This is a genomic window from Homoserinimonas sp. A447 (assembly GCF_054489325.1).
This window is the reverse complement of the sequence record NZ_JBTMWW010000001.1, coordinates 973,203-992,723: the sequence shown is the minus strand read 5'-3', so window position 1 is coordinate 992,723 and position 19,521 is coordinate 973,203. Positions and strand designations below refer to the sequence as shown.

Sequence of the window (19,521 nt, the reverse complement as noted above, 5' to 3'; positions counted from 1 at the left end):
CTAACGCCCGAACTGGGCTGCAGCCGGGCAATCGAATGGATCGCTGCCGGCGGCAAGGCCGACCCGGTTCAGGTACTGGATGACGATCCCGTACGACTGGGTCAGAGTGGTCTCCGTGAACGGGATGTTGTGCGTCTGGCAGTATTCCTTGGCAATCTCGTTCGCCTTGCGCAGGTGCGGCCTCGGCATGTTCGGGAACAGGTGGTGCTCGATCTGGTAGTTGAGGCCGCCCATGAAGGTGTCCATGACCCAGTTGCCCTTGATGTTGCGGGAGGTCAGCACCTGGCGACGCAGGAAGTCGACTTTGCTGTCGTGGGGCAGGATCGGCATCCCCTTGTGGTTCGGCGCGAAGGATGCGCCCATGTAGACGCCGAAGACTGCGAGCTGGACTCCGATGAAGGCGAAGCCCATTCCTACCGGGAGCATGAGGAAGATGACGGCGACGTACGCGCTCAGCCTGGTGAGGATCATGGAGATCTCCAGCCAGCGCTTGTCGACCTTGCCGCGCCCGAAAACGGTCTTCAGGCCGTGCATGTGGAGGTTCAGTCCCTCGAGCATGAGTACCGGGAAGAACAGGTAGCCCTGGCGTTTGAGCGCCCAGGCGTAGATGCCCTTCGTCTTGGCCGTGTCTTCCTCGCGGAACATGACGAAGTCCGGCTCGATATCCGGGTCCTTTCCGACGATATTCGGGTTGGCGTGGTGGCGGCTGTGCTTGGTCATCCACCAGGAGTAGCTGATGCCGACAAAAAGGTTGGCCAGTGTCCGGCCGGCGAGGTCGTTGACCTTGCCCGAGGTGAAGATCTGGCGGTGTGCCGCCTCGTGGGCGAGGAAGGCGTACTGGGTGAGGATCACGCCGAGTGCTGCCGCCATCAGCAACTGGAACCAGCTGTCGCCGAGCAGGATGAATCCGGTGACCACCCCGCCGAGCGCGAGGGTGATGAGCGAGAAGATCAGGTAGTAGAACCCGGTGCGCCTGCGCAGCAGGCCGGCGTCCCGGACGGTGTTCAGCAGGGACGAATACTCGGTGGTCGGATTGCCTCGGCGTCCACCCGGTTTCGTCTTGGTGAACGTGACCACGGGAGCCTGCGTTGCGGTTGCGGACGAATCAGTCACGGGACCTCGATTCCGGTGACTTCCCAGTCGGGTTTGGTGATGTAAGCAAACGCTCAAACGGATGTCTACGACACTACGGCACGCGCCGCGCCGAGCGCTCGGATTCCGCTGCGTTTTGCGAAGATTCCCAGCATCTATATGCTGTTTGAGGCATATGAAGCATCAACCGGCGAGGGCGAATGGGTTGCTGAGACGCCACAGCGGACCGGGATCCGCGAGGTCGCCTTCGAGCTCCAGGGGCACCTCTGTGACCGTTCCGTTGACCGTCAAACGCAGGGTCCCGACCGGTGTTCCGTCAACGGCGACGCCAATGCGATTCACGACGATTTCGGACTCGATGCTCGGTGCTCCCCAGACCAATTGCGAGTACCCACCTCCGGCGATTGCCTCTGCTCGCCCGTCCCACACCGAGCTGTAGTCCGCGAGCACTTGCCCCTTGCGGACCAGCTCGAGGTCATGGAACCCAGCAGCGACCGTGTTCATGAGGGCGTTCACCTGGGGAAACTGCGTGTCGTGATCGACACCGCCGAGTGCAACGCCGACCACCGTCACCGTCTTCTCACCCACCGGGAAGTCGGCGGAGAAAAGCAGGCAGGCGCCTGACTCATCGAGCGTTCCCGTCTTGATCCCGTCAATGCCGAGGCTGCCGAGCAACCGGTTCGAGTTCTCGAAGGTCCCGATGTGCGGCAGTGTTGCCGAGGGCATGGCAACGACCGCGGAGACGGTCGGGTCGGCGATCGCCAGCTTGGCCAGTTCGAGCAACTCGGTCACCGTGCTCGTGTTCCGTGGGTCCATGCCGGTCGGCTCATAGATCGCCGTCGTCGTCAGCCCGTGCTCGTCAAGCCAGCTGCGTGCGGCATCCAGGAAGGCGGATTCGGAACCGAACCCCCAGACCGCGAGCGACTTCGCGTAGTTGTTCGCCGAGGAGATCAGCACCACCTCCAGCAACTCGCGCTGGGTGAGTGTCAGGCCGGCGCGCACCGGCTTGACCATGCCACCGACGGATTGGTAGTCGTGGTAATAACTCACATCCGCCCTGTCGAAGGTCACCGTCGGACCGGACTCACCTTCGGCCAGCGGATGTTCCTGCAGCACCACCAGAGCGGTGATGACCTTCGAGATGCTGGCGATCGAGCGCGGCTCATCAGTTCCGGTGGATGCCAATACGCCGGGGAACCCGACAGCACCGACCGCAGTTGCAGCGTTGGACGGCCAGGCAAGAGCGTGCTCCGTGACCTCGGGCGCCTCGTACGGCAGGACTTCGGCGGTGACCTGCCCAACCGGGGCCAGCAGCGTGAGCGGCAGGTAAGAGAGTGCGGAGAGCACCACAGCGAGGCCGCCGAACACGGTCAATCGGCGGCGCCGATACTTCTGGGCCGGGTTTACTCGCACTCGAACAGCATAGTTTTCACCGAAGTGCCCAGAGCGCCACCGCGCTGGCCGCTGCGACGTTGAGGGAGTCAACTCCGGCCAGCATCGGGATGGTCACCACCGTGTCGGCGGCGACCATCGCTTCACGGCTGAGGCCGTCCCCCTCCGCGCCCATGACGATGGCAATGCGTTCCGGCGGTTCCGCAGCGAATTGATCGAGGTCCACGGCGCTATCGGACAGCGCGAGGGCCGCGATGTGGAACCCGGCCTCCGTCAGCATTCCCCGGGCTTCGCTCCACTCCGGCAGCCTCGTCCACGGTACCTGAAGCACCGTGCCCATACTCACCCTGACGCTTCGGCGGTACAACGGATCGGCGCAGCGCGGCGAGATCAGCACGGCATCCGCGCCGAGTCCCGCGGCGGCACGGAAGATGGCACCGACGTTCGTGTGGTCGACGATGTCCTCCAGCACCACCACTCGCCTCGAGCCCAGAAGCAACTCCCCCACCGGCGGAAGTTCCGGGCGGTGCATGGATGCCAGGGCGCCCCGGTGCAGGCTGAACCCGGTCAGCGAGTGGAGCAGGTCATCCTCTCCGACGTAGACGATCGCATCCGTGGCTTCGGCGAACGGCACGACGGTGTCCAGCCATTTCTCGAGCACCAGGAACGATCGGGGGCGATGCCCGGCGCGGATGGCACGGTCGATCACCTTCGGCGACTCGGCGATATAGAGCCCGCCAGCAGGCTCGGACACCCGGCGCAGCGCGACATCCGTCAACCTCGCATAGTCGGCAAGCCCGGCATGATCCAGGTCGGTTATCCGGATGATCTGCACGTGGCCTCCCTGACCGCTGAAACATTTCCGCAGCTCGGCGGGTTTACCCTGAGACCGAGACGGACGAGGAGATTCATGGTGTCACATCCTGGCGCGCTGGCTGCCGCCGTCACAGCGCTCGGCGGTCGAACGATTGCCGTTCTCACCGGGGCGGGCATCAGCACCGACTCCGGCATTCCCGGATATCGCGGTGAAGGCTCCACCCCACGGACTCCGATGACGATCTCCGACTTCCTGACCGACGAACGGTATCGCAAGCGTTATTGGGCCGGCAGCCAGCTCGGCTGGGCCAGGTTCGGGTCCATCGAGCCGAACGTCGGACACCGGGTGCTGGCCGACCTCGAGCGGGCGGGCATCGTCACCGGCGTGATGACGCAGAACGTGGACAGCCTGCACCAACGGGCTGGTTCGGCCAAGGTCATCGAACTCCACGGCAGCACCGACCGGGTGCGCTGCCTGACCTGCGGGCAGTTGTACTCCCGGGAGGCGGTGGCCGAGACCATCGCCCGGCGCAACCCGTGGCTGCTCGAACTCGATGAGGGCGTTCTCGGCCCGGACGGCGACGTCGAGGTGTCGGAGCTTGACCGCCTGGTCGTCCCGCAGTGTGAAGTGTGCGGAGGCGTCCTCCGCCCGGACATCGTCTACTTCGGCGAATTCATCCCCCCGGCGAAGAGCGTGCAGGCACGCGGCATGATCGCGTCGTCGGATGCCCTGCTCATCGTCGGCTCGTCCCTGGTCGTCAACTCGGGCATCCGCCTTCTCGACCAGGCGGTGCGACGGGAACTGCCGGTGGTCATCGTCAACCGCGGTGAGACCAGGGGGGACCCACGGGCCACCGTGAAGATCGATGCGGATGCGTCGTCAACGCTGACCGCATTGGCCGGCCGCTTGATGCCCGGGCACCGAGAGGCTGGGGTCCGATGACCTACCTGTACCTCGTTCGCCATGGGGAGACCGACTGGAACCAGGCCAGGAGGATCCAGGGATCAACGGACATCGAGCTCAACGACACCGGCCGGGAGCAGGCCAGGGCGACCGGACGGCTTCTCGGTCGCCGGCGGTGGGATGGCGTGGTCACCAGCCCGCTGTCCCGAGCCGCGGAGACCGCAAGCATCATTGCGGCGGAGCTGGGCCTTCCCGAGCCGGCAATGCTCGACGCCCTGGTCGAGCGCAACTACGGCGAGGCGGAAGGATTGACCGGAGAGCAACTGCTTGAGCGGTTCCCAGGCGACACCCCGGTCGCCGGCCGGGAACCCCGCTCCGCCGTGGCCGACCGTGCGATACCAGCCCTCATCGAGCTGGCTGAGCAAGGGCCTGGCCGCTCCTTCGTCGTTGTCAGCCACGGTGGCGTCATCCGCACGGTCCTGAAGGCAGTCGGGCCCGACCACGGCCCGCACCACACCGATGCCATCCCGAACGGGTCGGTGCACAGCCTCCGTTACGTCGATGAGGTGCTGGAACTGGTCGCCTTCGACGACCCGATCGAGACCGCGTCGGTCATGCCCGGGTTGGACGACTTCCCGGAACAGAATCCGATCGAGGGGCGGGAACGCTGACGGTTTTCCTGATCAGCTCGAACAGCACCCCGGCCGACTCCTGCCAGGTGAACTGTTTGGCCTGGGCGACGGATGCCCGCGAACGCGCCTCCCACTCCCCCGGACTCTCCAGGGCCGTCACAGCTGCAGCCAACGCGCGCGGGTCGTCCGGTGGAAAGTAGCCGGCCGCTTCGCCACCGATCTCGTGGAAGACGGGGATGTCGCTGACCACGACCGGTGTGCCGACCCTCATCGCCTCGACCAGCGGGATGCCGAAGCCCTCCTGCCGGGATGCCGTGATGAGGGCCGTCGCAGTGGATAGCGCATCGAAGTATTCGTCCTCGCTCACCCCGTCATGGAACTCGAGGGAGCCGACCGGCGCCAGGGCGCTCAACCGATCCCGGTCCGCCGGCGAGATGCCGCTCAGCAGGTGCAGGGTGTAGCCGGGAAGCCGGTGCAGCGCCGTCGCAATCGTCTCCACGTTCTTGTACGGCATGAACGAGCCCATATAGACCAGGTTCTTGCCGGTGGGCGCCGGTCGCGCCGCCACCCCAGCGCGGTCGACGGCACTGCGCACCACGGTGATCTCTCGGTCGTAGATACGCGCGTCCAGGAGCTCCTGCCTGGTCGTGTATGACCCGGTGACAACCGCGTCCGCCCGCCGCAGGAGCAGCTTCACCGGCAACCACGACAGGTGATAGACGCGCCACCCGAGCCGAACCGGCCAGGAGAAATACCGCGGTGGCGTGCGGTTCGTGTAGTAGATGAGGTCATGGAGGGTGAGGATCAACCGGTAGCGTCGACCGGCTGAACCCATCATCTGCATCGGGCTGAACACCACGTCGGCCCCCGCCCGGTTGACCGCCCGCGACACCCACGGTTCACGCAGGCTGGTCGGATCGCAGCCCATGATCCACGGCAGGTCGGGCAGGAGTTCGAGTTGCCGCTCGTCGCTGATCAGCATGGTCACCGGATGCAGTTCGGAGAGCGCGGTGACCAATCCGGCCGTGTACCGGCTGATTCCGTCGTGACGGTCAGTCCTGGTGTAACGGCAGTCGAAGACGATCTTCATCGAGTGGAAGCCTCAGGCCCTGCCCAGGTCGGCAAGGAACTCCTGGATCGCGGCTGCCGCCTCTTTCGGCTTCTCGTAGTGGATCAGGTGGCCGACATCCGGCAGCACGACCAGCCTGGCGTCGCCGATGGCGTTCACGACCGGGGTATGCGCGGCCACCGGCGTGATGTCGTCCAGTTCGGCGGCGACCATCAGGGTGGGCACCGAGATCCCCGAGGCGAAGTCACCGACGTGGTGGCTGATGGATGCGTCGAACGCCTCGACCACGACGTCGCGATCGGCGAAATCGCTGAAGTAGGTGTGGTGCTCGCGGTGAATCCACTTGCGCAGCGCCTTGTCCCTGGTCTTCACCAGGGACATGCTCATGAACTGCACGATCAGCCAGCTCTTCAGCAGGGCCAGACCCAGGCGTTCCGGCAGCCAGCCGGCCACCTTGTAGTACCAGACTGTCGCGCGCGTGGCGAGCGGCCGCGGGCCGTTCAGGCCGGAGACGGAGATCGGGTTGATCAGGATGAGGGCGGGCGTCTGCAGCCCCTTCGCCAAGGCGGCCGTGGACGTGATCGTGCCGAACGAGTGACCCAGGATGACGGCAGTGCCGGTGAGGCCGAGAGCATCGACGAAGGCGGTCAGCCAGGTGGCATACCCGTCGATGCTGTGCGGTGCCTCGGTCATCGGCGTGGACTCGCCGAAGCCGGGAAGGTCCGGCCCGATGAAGCGGACTTCGGGCAATTGTGCGATGACCGGCTCCAGGCCGTGGTGTTCGCCTCGGTAGCCGTGGGAGATGACGACGGTGGTCGTGGCATCCGGAGCCCCATAGATCCAGTAGCGAGTGGTGGAGCCCAGCACCTCTACCTCGTGCTTTTCGATGGGGAGGGTGCTCAGTTGGCCGGCGAAGGGCGATTCTAGGTTCATCAGGTGTCAGTCTAGGCAATGCAGCTTCAGGCAAACGCTTGCACGGCGACCTAGACTCGAACCGTTCCCACATTTGCAACGACCTCCCTGCTCGGAGAGGAGCCCTGTGAGCTTCACCGCACCGATCCAATTGCCCGGGTTGACCCTGGATCCCCAGTGGTATCGACGATCCGTCTTCTACCAGGTGATGGTCCGTTCGTTCGTGGACAGCAACGGCGACGGCTCGGGCGACCTTCAGGGGCTCATCTCGCGGCTCGACTACCTGCAGTGGCTCGGCGTGGACGCATTGTGGCTTCCCCCGTTCTTCGTCTCGCCCCTGCGCGACGGCGGCTACGACGTGGCCGACTACCGGGCGATCCTGCCTGAGTTCGGAACGCTCGACGAGTTCCAGGAGCTGGTCACCAAGGCGCATGAACGAAACATGCGGGTCATCATCGACCTGCCGCTGAACCACACCTCGGATGCTCACGACTGGTTCCAGCAGTCCCGCCAGGACCCGGATGGCCCGTACGGCGATTTCTATGTGTGGAGCGACAGCGACGAGAAGTTCCCGAACGTTCGCATCATCTTCACCGACTACGAGGACTCCAACTGGGCTTTCGACTCCGAGCGTCGCCAGTTCTACTTCCACCGTTTCTTCTCGCACCAGCCCGACCTCAACTATGAGAACCCGGCCGTTCACGAGGCCATCTTCGAGGTGGTCAGGTTCTGGCTCGACCTCGGCGTCGACGGTTTCCGGCTGGATGCCATCCCCTACCTGTACGAGTCCGACGAGGGCAACGGCGAGGGCGAGCCACCGACGCACGAGTTCATCAAGACGTTGCGGGCGATGGTCGACCAAGACTATCCCGGTCGGGTGATGATCGCCGAGGCCAACCAGTGGCCCCGAGAGGTTGCCGCGTTCTTCGGCACAGAGGAGGAGCCGGAGTGCCACATGGCGTTCGACTTCCCGGTCATGCCGCGAATCTTCTACTCGCTGCGCTCCCAGCAGGCCGACGAACTGGTCAAGGTGCTGTCGGAGACCACGGATGTTCCTGAAGGCGCCGGGTGGGGCATCTTCCTGCGCAACCACGATGAGCTGACACTGGAGATGGTGTCCGAGGAGTACCGGCAGGCGATGTACGGCTGGTACGCCTACGACCCGCGGATGCGCGTCAATGTTGGCATCCGCCGCCGCCTGGCCCCTCTCCTCGACAATTCGCGGGCCGAGCTGGAACTCGCGCACGCCCTGCTGTTCTCGCTGCCCGGCTCACCGTTCCTCTACTACGGGGACGAGATCGGGATGGGCGACAACATCTGGCTCCCCGACCGTGATGCCTCCAGGACGCCGATGCAGTGGACCCCTGACCGCAACGCCGGGTTCTCCTCGGCCGACCCGGGCAAGCTCTACCTCCCGGTCGTCCAGTCGCTGGTCTACAACTACGCCCTGGCCAACGTTGAGTCGCAGCTCGCCCAGTCGCGCTCGCTGCTGCACTGGGTGCGCAACGTCATTCACGTGCGGAAGGCGCATCCGGTGTTCGGGCTGGGCTCGATCACCGTGCTGGAGACCGATAACCCGTCCGTTCTTGCTTTCGTCCGCTCCTACGGCGGCGATCAGCAGCGGTTCGGCGACTCCGCAGAAGACGTGCTGTGCGTCTTCAGCTTCGCCCACAACCCCACCTCCGTCACGATCAAGTCGGACACGTTCGGCGGGTCAGAACTTTTCGACCTCTTCGGCGGAGGCCGGTTCCCCGACTTCACCGAGGACGGCACCCTCACCCTGACCCTCGCGACACAGAGCTTCTACTGGCTGCACGTCGGCACGCCAGGGTATGCCGGTGGTCGGCAATAGGGTTAGGGCGTGAGCAACCCTTGGCATGAAACTCTTGGCGTCTTCGACCTCGAAACAACCGGCATCGACCTGGAAACCAGCAGGATCGTCTCTGCCCACGTCGGCGTCATCGATGTCGACGGTGACCCGATCGAGACCCGCAGCTGGCTGGCCGACCCGGGGATCGAGATTCCGGAGCAGGCCACCGCGGTGCATGGCATCTCCACCGAACGCGCCCGTGCGGATGGTCGTCCAGCGGCGGAGGTGATCGCCGAGATCATCATCGAGTTGAAACTGCTGGTGGCCCGGGGTATTCCGATCACCATTTTCAACGCACCATACGACCTGACCCTGCTCAACCGCGAAGCGGTTCGCTACGGGATCGCTCCCCTGCCGACGCCCCTGGCCATTGTCGATCCGCTGGTGCTCGACAAGGCGATGGATCGCTGGCGCAAGGGCAAGCGCACGCTCGAAGCGGCGGCCCTGGTCTACGGGGTCATCCTCGAAGACGCCCACGATGCGGCAGCGGATGCCGTGGCCGCCGGCAGGGTCGCGCAGGCCATCGCCCGACGGTATGGGGCGTCCCTCGAGTCGGATGCGCAGGACCTCCACCGCATGCAGGTCGCATGGTGCGCCGAACAGTCCGCGAGCTTCGAGGACTACATGAGGCGCACCAAGGACCCGAACTTCTCCAAGTCGCACCTCTGGCCCGAGTTGTAGGGAGGGCGGGCGCGAAAAAGGGCGACCAGCCGGTGCTGGTCGCCCTCTCCTGAAAGCCTTGTTACTTGCTGCCGAAGCCCTTGTAACGCGTGTTGAACTTCTCGACGCGACCGGCCGAGTCCATGATGCGCTGCTTGCCGGTGTAGAACGGGTGCGAAGCAGACGAGATCTCGACGTCGATGACCGGGTACGAGTTGCCGTCTTCCCACTCGATGGTCTTGGCGCTGCCCACGGTGGACCGGGTGAGGAACGTCTCGCCGGACGCGAGGTCACGGAAGACTACGGGTGCGTACTCGGGGTGAATGCCAGACTTCATGGTTGTTCCTTGAATTGGGTGTTGCTTGAATGATTGTGGGATGTCGACCGGCCAGTGTGCCCGGGTCGAAACGATAGGACGGGTGTTAAGCCGACTATCCACGATATCAGAGTTAGACGGCCCTCGCGGTGAAGCGGCCGTCGTGCTGCTCGATTTCCACTCCGAGCCCGAACGTGTCGCTCACGTTCTGGGAGGTGAGCACGCTCTCGATCGGGCCGGCCGCCTGGATCTCGCCATCCGCCAGCAGCATGGCGTGGCCGAACCCGAGAGGAATCTCCTCGACGTGGTGGGTGACCATGACCATCGCCGGAGCCTCGCTGGCCGTGGCATAGCCGCCGAGGAGCATCAGCAGTTCCTCGCGTGCACCGAGGTCGAGACTGCCTGCCGGCTCGTCGAGCAGGAGCAGCTCAGGATCGGTCATGACCGAGCGAGCGATCTGCACGCGCTTCTGCTCACCGTCGCTCAGGTCCCCGAAGCGGCGATCCGCGAAGGTGTCGAGCTTCCATTCGGCCAGAACTCGCTTGGCGCGTCGGATATCGACGTCTTCGTACTCCTCACGCCACCGCCCGGTGACCGAGTACGCCGCCGTCAGGACGACGTCGAGCACCGTCTCAGCACGCGGGATCCGCTTGGCCATCGCCGTCGAGGCGAAACCGATCCGTGGACGCAATTCGAAGACATCCACCGAGCCGAGCGAACCGTCGAGCAGGCGCGCCTGTCCGGAGGTGGGGTGCGTCATCGCCGCGGCAACCTGCAACAGGGTGGTCTTGCCTGCCCCATTCGGCCCGAGGATGACCCAACGCTCTTCCGGTTCGACCGTCCAATTGACGGAGGAAAGGATGTGGTTGTTGTTGCGGACGACGGAAACGTCGGAAAGCTGGAGAACGCTGGCCATGCTTTTACCCTAACCTGTGGCACCACCGGGCGAGCGCAGCGGCTAGAGGAGCGAGCGGTAGATCCGCTGCGTTGCCGCGGCTATTCGGTCCCAGCCGAACTCCCGTTCGGCACGGGCTCTCCCTTCCTCCCCCATTGCCTTGGCCCGGACCGGGTCGGAGATCATTTCGGTCAACGCAGCGGCCAGGTCGCGAACAAACCCGTCCGGATCGATGGGAAGCCCGGTGCCGTCCTGGGCCTGCATGATCGGGACGAGGCGTCCTGTGACACCGTCGTCGATCACTTCCGGGATGCCACCGGTGGCTGTGCCGACGACAGCAGCACCGCAGGCCATGGCCTCCAGGTTGACGATCCCGAGCGGCTCATAGATCGATGGGCAGACGAACGTCGTCGCGGCGGTGAGCAGGGCTCCCAGTTCCGGTTGGGACAGCAGGCGTTCTATCCAGACAACGCCACCCCTGGTTGCCTGCAGCTCCGCAACGCCACGCTGTACCTCCTGCAGGATCTCCGGGGTGTCCGGCGCGCCGGCGCACAAGACGAGCTGAACCTCCGGCGGAAGCAATGCAGCAGCCCGAAGCAGGTAGGGCAGGCCCTTCTGGCGGGTGATCCGCCCGACGAACACCACGGACGGGCGGTTCGGGTCCACGCCGAGGCTCCTGACCAGTTGCTCATCGTGTACCGGCTTCCACCGAGTGAGGTCGATGCCGTTGTGAACAACGTGCACCTTGGCCGGGTCCAGAAAGGGATAGGAGCGGAGGATGTCGCGGGACATGCCTTCGCTGACCGCGATGATGGCGTGCGCCCCGGAGAACGCCGTCTGCTCGATCCAGCTGGAAATGCGGTAACCACCGCCGAGTTGCTCCGCCTTCCAGGGGCGAAGCGGTTCCAGGCTGTGGGCAGTGACCACGTGGGGAATCCCGTGGAGCATCGCGGAGAGGTGGCCGGCCAGATTTGCGTACCAGGTATGCGAGTGCACCAGGTCTGCGCCCTCGGTGTCTGCCGCCATCTGGAGGTCGACGCCCATCGTGGCGATCGACGGATTCGCCTCCGCCAGCTGGCCGGGCACCCGGTAGGCGTCAACGAGGTCACCCTCCCGATCGCTGCCGAAGCACCGCACCCGAACGTCGATCTCCGATCGCAGTGCACGCACCAACTCGGTTACATGGACGCCGGCTCCGCCGTACACCTCAGGCGGGTATTCCCTTGTTAATATGTCGACTCTCACGTTAGTGACGCTAGTACAGACGATATCGGGAGCCTACTGTGGAGCCATGGCTTCCCAGAAGATCTTCGGTATCGTGCTCGCCGGCGGCGAGGGAAAGCGGCTGATGCCGCTCACCGCAGACCGGGCCAAGCCCGCAGTCCCGTTCGCCGGCAACTACCGACTGGTCGACTTCGCGCTGTCCAACCTGATCAATTCCGGCATGCGCCAGATCGTCGTGCTGACGCAATACAAGTCGCACAGCCTCGACCGCCATGTGTCCCAAACCTGGCGGCTCTCCGGGATATTGAACTCATACATCGCATCCGTGCCCGCCCAACAGCGACTGGGCAAACGCTGGTTCGCCGGCTCGGCCGACGCCATTCTGCAGAGCCTGAACCTGCTGCGCGACGAGAAGCCCGACATCGTGGTCGTGGTCGGCGCCGACCACGTCTACCGCATGGATTTCAGCCAGATGATCGATGCCCATGTCGAATGCGGGGCCGGGGTAACGGTGGCAGCGATCCGCCAGCCGATCTCCCTGGCCAACCAGTTCGGCGTAATCGACGTGCACCCCGATGACCCAACGCGCATCCGCGACTTCCTGGAGAAGCCGGAGAACCCTATCGGGCTGGCGGATGCCCCGGACCAGGTGCTCGCATCGATGGGCAACTACGTGTTCGACGCGGACGTGCTGATGGACGCCGTTCTCCGCGACGGGGAGCTGGCGTCGTCGAACCACGACATGGGCGGCGACATCGTGCCGGAATTCGTGTCGCGTCAGGACGCAGCCGTCTACGACCTGAACCGCAATGAGGTTCCGGGGGCGACCGACCGTGATCGCTACTACTGGCGGGACGTCGGGACGATCGAATCGTATTTCGACGCCCACCAGGACCTCATCTCCGCGCTCCCGGTCTTCAACCTCTACAACCGGGACTGGCCGATCTACAACCAGCAACTGAACCTGCCGCCGGCGAAGTTCGTACGCGACGCGGACGGCAACCTGGGCACCACGATCGACTCGATCGTCTCACTCGGCTGCCTGCTCTCCGGTGCGCACCTCGAGCGCAGCGTCCTGGGGCCATGGGTGAGCGTGGGGTCAGCTGCGAAAGTGGTCGACTCGATCGTGTTCGACGGCGTGCAGATCGGCAAGAAGGCGACCATCCGCCGGGCTATCCTCGATAAGGAAGTCGTTGTCGATGATGGTGCGACCGTCGGAGTCGATCCGGCCGCAGACCGCGAACGCGGCTTCACGGTCACCGATACCGGGATCACCATCGTGGGCAAGGGCGTTCGCGTCCGCTAGTCCCCTCTCCCCGGGCCGATGGCCCGGAGCTTGGATGGTATTGCCCGATGGCCCGCTTCCTTGTCGTGCTCGACGTCGATTCGACCCTGATCGAGAATGAAGTGATCGAGTTGCTGGCGGAAGAGGCCGGCTCGCACGACCTGGTAGCCGAGATCACCTTCCGCGCCATGAACGGTGAACTCGACTTCGAGCAGAGCCTGCGAGAACGGGTGGCAACACTGCGCGGCCTCCCCATCTCGGCGCTGGCGGCCGTGCAGCAACGGGTAGTCGTCACGGAGGGGGTGCCAGAGCTGATCCGTGCGGTACAGGGCTCTGGCGGCTTTGTCGGCGTCGTCTCCGGCGGCTTCCACGAGGTTGTCGACCCGGTGGCTGCTGAGTTGGGGCTCGACCTCTGGCGGGCGAACCGTCTCGAAGTGCACGAAGGAGCACTCACCGGGGGCCTTCACGGCGCGATCATCGACGCGGATGCCAAGGCCTCCACCCTGATCGAATGGGCGAAGCAGCACGACATCCCGTTGCGTCAGACGGTGGCGGTCGGCGATGGAGCGAACGACCTGAAGATGATGGAGATCACCGGGCTGTCCGTCGGGTTCGACGCGAAGGCGCCGGTGCGCGACGAAGCGGATGTCATCCTCGACGTTCGCGACCTGAGCCAGCTCCTGGGGTTGCTGGGCCTGAGGGGCTGAGAAGCGAGCCCCCGGACTTCAGGGCTTCAGTGACCCATTCCGAGGCCGCCGTCGACCGGGATCACCGCTCCGCTGATGTATGCAGCGTCGTCGCCGGCGAGCCAGGTGATGACTTTGGCGACCTCGGCAGGGGTGGCGTAGCGGCCAGCCGGGATCTGCTTCTTGTATTCGGCCTGCGTCGCTTCGGGCAGCTCGGCGGTCATGTCGGTCTCGATGAAGCCGGGAGCGACGACGTTCGCGGTGATCCCGCGCGATCCAAGCTCCCGCGTCACCGAACGGGCCAGCCCGACCAGACCGCTCTTGGACGCGGCGTAGTTCACCTGACCGGCGCCACCCAGGAGACCGACAACGCTGGACACCAGGATGATGCGGCCGTGCCTGGCCTTGATCATCCCCTTCGACGCCCTCTTCACCACGCGGAACGCTCCGCTGAGGTTGGTGTCGATCACCGAGGTGAAGTCGTCGTCGCTCATCCGCATGAGCAGCATGTCGCGGGTCACGCCGGCGTTGGCGACCACCACTTCGACTGGGCCGAGCTCGGCCTCGACAGCGGTGAACGCCGCGTCGATGGAGTCGGCATCGGTCACGTCGGCCGTGACGGTGAGGCTTCCCTCCGGGCCGGCGCCGGAGCGGGCAGTTACCGCAACGCGGTGGCCCTGGGCGATGAATTCTTCGGCAATCGCGTAACCGATTCCCCGGTTCCCGCCTGTCACAAGCACTGTCCTGGCCGTCGTCATAATGGTCCAATCCTAGTCTGGGAGGCAGCTTCAGCCGGGGCAGCCGAATGGACTTAGGCTTGGTGCAGAGTCCCATGGCCAAGCAGCAATCGATCACATCACTCCCCCGGTCACCCGAGGAGGATCGACGCGCCCGGATGCTGAAATACAGCGTGACCATGGGCATCCGCCTGGTGTGCATCTTCGTCTGCTTCCTGGTCCCGGGATATTGGATCATCATCCCTGCCATCGGCGCGATAGTGCTGCCGTACGTGGCCGTCGTACTCGCGAACGTCAGCGATTCCCGCAAGCGGGTCGTGCTCCGCCCTGATCAGTTGAGCCTCCCACCGGCCGACAATGACCGGAGGGAACCATGAGCCTCCGCCTGCCGGGTGAAGCACCGCTGGAGCCCATCTGCTCGCGCGCCGGCTGCACCCAGGACGCTGCCTGGAACGTGAATTGGCGCAATCCGAAAATCCACGGCACGGAGCGGGTGAAAGTCTGGCTTGCCTGTGATGAGCATCGGCATTACCTGAGCGAGTTCCTCGCGGCGCGTGATTTCCCTGTCGTGGTGACCGCGTTGACCGAGCACCTCGAACGGCTCCCCAGCAGCCCTACCCCCGGCAGCCCGCTCCCCGACAGCGCAGTGCCGACGCCCGGAAGCACGACGTGAGCGGACAGCGCGACCCGAGCGGCTGGGGATTTGCGCTGACGCCGCGGTGGCTCGGTTACCTGGCGATCGCCGTCGTGTTCGCCATCGTCTGCTCCATGCTCGGCATGTGGCAGTTCCAGCGTCGCGCCGAGGCTCGTGCGGCGATCGACGTTGTCGAGGCGAACTATGACGAGAGTCCGCGGCCGGTCCACGACGTGTTGCCGTCCCTCGACGCCTATGAGCCCAGCCAGCAATGGACCCCGGTGGTGCTGCGCGGGGAATATCTCGTGGACGAGCAACTCCTGGCGAGAAACCGCCCGTTCAACGGTCATCCTGGCTTCGAGGTGCTCACTCCGCTGCAGCTGGAGGACGGCACCGTCTTCATCGTCGACCGCGGCTGGGTTTCCGTCGGTTCTCGTCAGGATGCGCCGGACACTGTGCCGGCGCCCCCTGCCGGCGAGGTGACCGTCGTAGCCAGGCTGAAGGCCGGTGAACCCACCCTGCCCGGTCGAACGGCCCCCGCCGGATCCAACCAGATCGCCACAATCCACCTCGACGAGGTTGCTGACCGCCTGCAACTTCCCACCTACACGGCCGCCTACGGGCTCGTGTCCTCCGAGAACCCGGCGCCAGCCGAGACCCCCATCGCCACGGTCAAGCCGGAACCGGATGAAGGCCCGCATCTCTCATACGCGCTGCAGTGGTTCGTCTTCGCCCTGATCGGTTTCATCGGCCTGGGGTGGGCGCTGAGGGAGGAATACCGGGTCGTCAACGTCGCCGATCCCCTCGAGCAGGAGCGTGCTGCAGACCGGGCCAGGCGCAAGTCGCTGAAGAAGCCGACGGATGCCGAAACCGAGGATGCAATCCTCGACCGCACCTGATCGCGGAGAAATACGCAGCTCAGACCACTCTGCTCAGGCCAGAGTCACCAACTCGGCGTAGTCCTTGCTCCAGAAGTCTTCCACCCCGTCGGGCAGGATGAGCACCCGCTCAGGGTTGAGCGCCTCAACGGCGCCCTCGTCGTGGCTGACCAGAACGACTGCGCCCGAGTAGTTGGCAAGCGCATCCAGGATCTCGATCCGGCTGGCCGGGTCGAGGTTGTTGGTCGGTTCGTCGAGGAGCAGCACATTCGCACCGGAGACGACGATCATGGCCAGCGCGAGCCTGGTCTTCTCCCCACCGGAGAGCACTCCGGCAAGCTTGTGCGAGTCGTCTCCGGTGAACAGGAAGGAGCCGAGCACCCGCCTGGCCTCGGTCTCGGTGATGCTGGGGGACGACGAGACCATGTTCTGGAGCACCGTGCGCTTCACGTCGATGGTCTCGTGCTCCTGCGCGTAGTATCCGACCCGCAGGCCGTGTCCCGGCTCCAACTGTCCGGTATCCGGTTGGTCGACGCCGGCCAGGATTCGCAGCAGGGTGGTCTTTCCCGCCCCGTTGAAGCCGAGCACTACGACTTTCGACCCGCGGTCTATCGCCAGGTCGACGGCTGTGAAGATCTCCAGGGAGCCGTAGCTCTTGCTCAGGTTCGACGCCATCAACGGGGTCTTGCCGCACGGAGCGGGCTCCGGGAACCGCAGTTTCGCCACTCGGTCGGAAGTTCTCACATCGTCCAGCCCGGACAACATCTTCTCGGCGCGACGCACCATCTGGTGTGCTGCGGCAGCCTTGGACGCCTTCGCACCGAACTTCGCCGCCTGGAGCTGCAGCACAGAGGCCTTCTTCTCGACGTTGGCGCGTTCCTTCTTGCGGCGTTCCTCATCCGCCTCGCGCTGACGCAGGTAGTGTTTCCAGCCCATGTTGTAGATGTCGATCATCTGGCGGTTGGCATCGAGGTAGAAGACGCGGTTGACGGTCTCCTCGACCAGCTCGATGTCGTGACTGATCACGATGAGGCCGCCGGCGAAGTTCTTCAGGTAGTCCCGCAGCCACACCACTGAGTCGGCGTCGAGGTGGTTGGTCGGCTCATCGAGCAGCATGGTGTCCGCGCCGGAGAACAGGATCCGCGCGAGCTCGATACGGCGGCGCTGCCCACCCGAGAGCGTCGACAGTTGCTGGTCGAGGATCCGGTCGGGAAGGCTCAGGTTGCTGGCAATGGAGGCAGCCTCGGCCTCGGCGGCGTAACCTCCCAAAGCCAGGAAGCGGTCGGACAGGTTGCTGTACTTCTTCATTGCGGCTGCGCTGACAGCAGAGTCCGAACTGCCCATCTGCTCGGTGGCGGTCTGCATCCCCAGCATGATCTGGCCCAGGCCACGGGCGTCGAGGATCCGGGTGCGAGCCAGGTCGGATGGGTTCCCGGACCGGGGATCCTGAGGGAGGTAGCCGATCTCGCCCGAACGGTCGATCGTGCCGCCGGTGGGCGCTGTCTCCCCGGACAGCGTCTTGGTCAGGGTGGTCTTGCCTGCGCCGTTGCGGCCCACCAGGCCGATCTTGTCCCCGCGGTCGACACGGAACGACACGCCTTCCATCAGGGTGCGGGCCCCTACCCGGATCTCGAGGTCATGCACGCTGAGCACAGGAATAGTCCATTTCTATTGCTGTCGAGCCGACAGCGGGGTTGGGGGGAATTCTCCAGTATATTTCGAAGTAGTACGGCTCGGCGTCGAGGAGGGGTTTCATGGGTCTGTCGCACCTGTCCCTGTCACTGGGCAAACCAACCCTGGCTGATCGCCTGATCGGTCGTGGGCTGGCCATCGACGTCGTGCTGATCGTCACCGGAGTCGCATTCACGTCGATCGCCGCGCAGGTTGCGACGCCGGCGTGGCCGATCCAGCTGACCGGCCAGAGCATGGCGGTGCTGCTGGTGGGAATGGCGCTCGGCTCCCTTCGTGGTGCGATTGCGATCACCTTGTATGTTGTCGGTGGTGCGCTGGGACTGCCGATCTTCAGTAACAGCACTTCCGGGTTCGAGACGATCACCGGTCCCCCGGGCGGATACATCATCGGGTTCATCATCGCCGCCGCGTTCGTCGGCTGGGTGGCAGAGCGCGGACTCGATCGTACCTTCCTGCGTGCAGTCGCCTCGGCGACCGGTGGAACGGCCATCATCTTCATCGTCGGCGTTCCGAGGCTGGCCGTGGTGAACGACCTGGCGTTAGGCGACGCCATTGCACAGGGTTTTCTCCCGCTGGCGGTTGGCGGAGTTGTGAAGCTCCTTCTCGCAGCCACCATCACTACCGCCGCCTGGGCGGCCCTGAACCGGATGGAGGTTCGCGACGCTGACCGGTCGAGCAGCGCCGCGTGAGCAGAACCGCCGGTAGCAGCTCCCGCGTCACATGGCGAAGCCGAGCGCCCTCATCATGTCGCGGCCATCATCCGTGATCTTGTCCGGGCCCCACGGCGGCATCCACACCCAGTTGATGCGGAACTGCTCGACGATCCCGTCCAGGTTCTGGGAGATCTCCTCTTCGATCACGTCCGTCAGGGGGCATCCTGCTGACGTCAGCGTCATGCTGATGATCAGGGCGTTGTTCTCTTCATCCCAGGTGAGGTCGTAGATCAGCCCGAGGTCGACGATGTTGACGCCGAGCTCCGGGTCCATGACATCTTTCAGCGCCTCTTCAACCTTGTCGAAAAGGGCTGGTTCAAGTGCGACTGGCATGACTTCAGCCTACGTTCGTCTTCGCCAGAAAGCGATCGTAGCCCTCATCTTCGAGACGGTCCGCCAGCTCGGCGCCACCCTCTTCTGCCACCTTGCCGTCAACGAACACGTGCACGAAGTCCGGCTTGATGTAGCGCAGGATGCGGGTGTAGTGGGTGATCAGCAGCAGGCCGAGACCGGTGTTCTCCTTGGCCCGGTTGACGCCATCCGCCACGATCTTCAGGGCATCCACGTCGAGCCCGGAATCTGTCTCGTCGAGCACCGCGAACTTCGGCTTGAGGAGCTCGAGCTGGAGGATCTCATGGCGCTTCTTCTCGCCACCGGAGAAACCTTCGTTGACGTTGCGCTCGGAGAAGCTGGAGTCGATCCGCAGGTTGTTCATCGCCTGGCGGATGTCCTTGACCCAGTGGCGGATGGCCGGAGCCTCTCCGTCGATCGCCGTCTTCGCGGTGCGCAGGAAGTTGGTGACGGTGACGCCGGGAACCTCCACCGGGTACTGCATGGCGAGGAAGAGGCCAGCGCGGGCGCGGGCGTCGACGCTCATCGCCAGGAGGTCGACGTCATCCAGGTGCACCGATCCGGATTCGACGTGATACTTCGGATGCCCGGCGATCGTGTACGCGAGGGTGGACTTGCCCGAGCCGTTCGGCCCCATGATGGCATGGGTTTCGCCCTCGTTGACGGTCAGGTCGACGCCGTTCAGGATCTGCTTGGTGCCCTGGTCGGTCTCGACGCTGACGTGGAGGTCCTTGATGGTCAGTACTGACATGGTGTGTTCGCT

General features: G+C 64.8%; 22 protein-coding genes. 10 read left to right on the top strand and 12 right to left on the bottom strand.

The genetic code is table 11. The annotated features are described in order from the left end of the window. From ACX3O0_RS04805 to ACX3O0_RS04795, 3 genes are all read right to left on the bottom strand, one after another. Positions 1-1,113 carry a fatty acid desaturase family protein gene (locus ACX3O0_RS04805; RefSeq protein ID WP_459093438.1) on the bottom strand — a complete coding sequence of 371 codons (1,113 nt, stop codon included), beginning with the start codon at positions 1,111-1,113 and terminating at the stop codon, positions 1-3. A gap of 162 nt (positions 1,114-1,275) precedes the next feature. Further along, a complete protein-coding gene (locus ACX3O0_RS04800) occupies positions 1,276-2,505 on the bottom strand; it encodes a D-alanyl-D-alanine carboxypeptidase family protein (protein ID WP_459106947.1) in 1,230 nt (409 codons plus the stop codon). A 16-nt stretch (positions 2,506-2,521) separates the two neighbouring features. Beyond that, entirely contained in the window at positions 2,522-3,319 is a 798-nt protein-coding gene (locus ACX3O0_RS04795; RefSeq protein WP_459106946.1) for a TrmH family RNA methyltransferase, read from the bottom strand. Between the two features lie 75 nt (positions 3,320-3,394). Here ACX3O0_RS04795 and ACX3O0_RS04790 point away from each other — a divergent pair, with 75 nt between their 5' ends. After that, on the top strand, positions 3,395-4,243 hold the full coding sequence (locus ACX3O0_RS04790) for a Sir2 family NAD-dependent protein deacetylase (RefSeq protein ID WP_459106945.1): 849 nt from the start codon (positions 3,395-3,397) through the stop codon (positions 4,241-4,243). Further along, entirely contained in the window at positions 4,240-4,875 is a 636-nt protein-coding gene (locus ACX3O0_RS04785; protein WP_459093434.1) for a histidine phosphatase family protein, read from the top strand. Before ACX3O0_RS04790 ends, ACX3O0_RS04785 begins: the two co-directional genes overlap by 4 nt. On the opposite strand, the gene ACX3O0_RS04780 is transcribed toward ACX3O0_RS04785, so the two are convergent. After that, complete coding sequence (locus ACX3O0_RS04780) at positions 4,817-5,926, bottom strand: glycosyltransferase family 4 protein (RefSeq protein ID WP_459106944.1); 1,110 nt, start codon at positions 5,924-5,926, stop codon at positions 4,817-4,819. The two genes, ACX3O0_RS04785 and ACX3O0_RS04780, sit on opposite strands and share 59 nt — an antisense overlap. Positions 5,927-5,938: 12 nt before the next feature. Beyond that, positions 5,939-6,838, bottom strand: a complete 900-nt coding sequence (locus ACX3O0_RS04775; RefSeq protein ID WP_459093432.1) for an alpha/beta fold hydrolase — start codon at positions 6,836-6,838, stop codon at positions 5,939-5,941. A 106-nt stretch (positions 6,839-6,944) separates the two neighbouring features. Here ACX3O0_RS04775 and treS point away from each other — a divergent pair, with 106 nt between their 5' ends. After that, positions 6,945-8,669, top strand: coding sequence for a maltose alpha-D-glucosyltransferase (gene treS, locus ACX3O0_RS04770; protein ID WP_459093431.1), 1,725 nt, complete (start codon positions 6,945-6,947; stop codon positions 8,667-8,669). A gap of 9 nt (positions 8,670-8,678) precedes the next feature. Continuing rightward, a complete protein-coding gene (locus tag ACX3O0_RS04765) occupies positions 8,679-9,368 on the top strand; it encodes an exonuclease domain-containing protein (RefSeq protein ID WP_459093430.1) in 690 nt (229 codons plus the stop codon). 61 nt (positions 9,369-9,429) lie between these two features. On the opposite strand, the gene ACX3O0_RS04760 is transcribed toward ACX3O0_RS04765, so the two are convergent. From ACX3O0_RS04760 to glgA, 3 genes are all read right to left on the bottom strand, one after another. Next, positions 9,430-9,684, bottom strand: a complete 255-nt coding sequence (locus ACX3O0_RS04760) for a type B 50S ribosomal protein L31 (protein WP_459093429.1) — start codon at positions 9,682-9,684, stop codon at positions 9,430-9,432. Between the two features lie 112 nt (positions 9,685-9,796). Continuing rightward, positions 9,797-10,579: an ABC transporter ATP-binding protein gene (locus tag ACX3O0_RS04755; protein WP_459093428.1), complete on the bottom strand. Its 783-nt coding sequence runs from the start codon at positions 10,577-10,579 to the stop codon at positions 9,797-9,799. A 42-nt stretch (positions 10,580-10,621) separates the two neighbouring features. Then, positions 10,622-11,803: a glycogen synthase gene (glgA, locus tag ACX3O0_RS04750; protein WP_459106943.1), complete on the bottom strand. Its 1,182-nt coding sequence runs from the start codon at positions 11,801-11,803 to the stop codon at positions 10,622-10,624. A 46-nt stretch (positions 11,804-11,849) separates the two neighbouring features. Between glgA and glgC the strand changes: the two genes are divergently transcribed. Both glgC and serB read left to right on the top strand, forming a co-directional pair. After that, entirely contained in the window at positions 11,850-13,088 is a 1,239-nt protein-coding gene (gene glgC / locus ACX3O0_RS04745) for a glucose-1-phosphate adenylyltransferase (RefSeq protein ID WP_459106942.1), read from the top strand. Between the two features lie 47 nt (positions 13,089-13,135). Further along, a complete protein-coding gene (serB, locus tag ACX3O0_RS04740) occupies positions 13,136-13,774 on the top strand; it encodes a phosphoserine phosphatase SerB (RefSeq protein WP_459093425.1) in 639 nt (212 codons plus the stop codon). A gap of 26 nt (positions 13,775-13,800) precedes the next feature. On the opposite strand, the gene fabG is transcribed toward serB, so the two are convergent. Beyond that, positions 13,801-14,511, bottom strand: coding sequence for a 3-oxoacyl-ACP reductase FabG (gene fabG / locus ACX3O0_RS04735; RefSeq protein ID WP_459106941.1), 711 nt, complete (start codon positions 14,509-14,511; stop codon positions 13,801-13,803). A 74-nt stretch (positions 14,512-14,585) separates the two neighbouring features. On the opposite strand from fabG, the gene ACX3O0_RS04730 reads away from it, so the two are divergent. The 3 genes from ACX3O0_RS04730 to ACX3O0_RS04720 are packed head-to-tail and all read left to right on the top strand — an operon-like array spanning position 14,586 to position 16,023. Continuing rightward, positions 14,586-14,867: a DUF3099 domain-containing protein gene (locus ACX3O0_RS04730; protein WP_459093423.1), complete on the top strand. Its 282-nt coding sequence runs from the start codon at positions 14,586-14,588 to the stop codon at positions 14,865-14,867. Then, positions 14,864-15,163 carry a hypothetical protein gene (locus ACX3O0_RS04725; protein ID WP_459093422.1) on the top strand — a complete coding sequence of 100 codons (300 nt, stop codon included), beginning with the start codon at positions 14,864-14,866 and terminating at the stop codon, positions 15,161-15,163. The genes ACX3O0_RS04730 and ACX3O0_RS04725 overlap by 4 nt, the downstream gene beginning before the upstream one ends. Beyond that, the gene (locus tag ACX3O0_RS04720; RefSeq protein ID WP_459093421.1) at positions 15,160-16,023 is read left to right on the top strand and encodes an SURF1 family cytochrome oxidase biogenesis protein; all 864 of its coding nucleotides are present in this window, start codon (positions 15,160-15,162) and stop codon (positions 16,021-16,023) included. Before ACX3O0_RS04725 ends, ACX3O0_RS04720 begins: the two co-directional genes overlap by 4 nt. A 33-nt stretch (positions 16,024-16,056) precedes the next feature. Here ACX3O0_RS04720 and ACX3O0_RS04715 read toward each other — a convergent pair whose 3' ends face one another. Further along, positions 16,057-17,655, bottom strand: a complete 1,599-nt coding sequence (locus ACX3O0_RS04715; protein ID WP_459093420.1) for an ABC-F family ATP-binding cassette domain-containing protein — start codon at positions 17,653-17,655, stop codon at positions 16,057-16,059. Positions 17,656-17,756: 101 nt separating this feature from the next. Between ACX3O0_RS04715 and ACX3O0_RS04710 the strand changes: the two genes are divergently transcribed. Then, complete coding sequence (locus ACX3O0_RS04710; protein ID WP_459093419.1) at positions 17,757-18,383, top strand: biotin transporter BioY; 627 nt, start codon at positions 17,757-17,759, stop codon at positions 18,381-18,383. Between the two features lie 27 nt (positions 18,384-18,410). On the opposite strand, the gene ACX3O0_RS04705 is transcribed toward ACX3O0_RS04710, so the two are convergent. Continuing rightward, positions 18,411-18,740 (bottom strand): metal-sulfur cluster assembly factor, encoded by a 330-nt coding sequence (locus ACX3O0_RS04705; protein WP_459093418.1) that lies wholly within the window; start codon positions 18,738-18,740, stop codon positions 18,411-18,413. Between the two features lie 4 nt (positions 18,741-18,744). Further along, the gene (sufC, locus tag ACX3O0_RS04700) at positions 18,745-19,509 is read right to left on the bottom strand and encodes a Fe-S cluster assembly ATPase SufC (RefSeq protein WP_459093417.1); all 765 of its coding nucleotides are present in this window, start codon (positions 19,507-19,509) and stop codon (positions 18,745-18,747) included. Between the last annotated feature and the right edge of the window lie 12 nt (positions 19,510-19,521).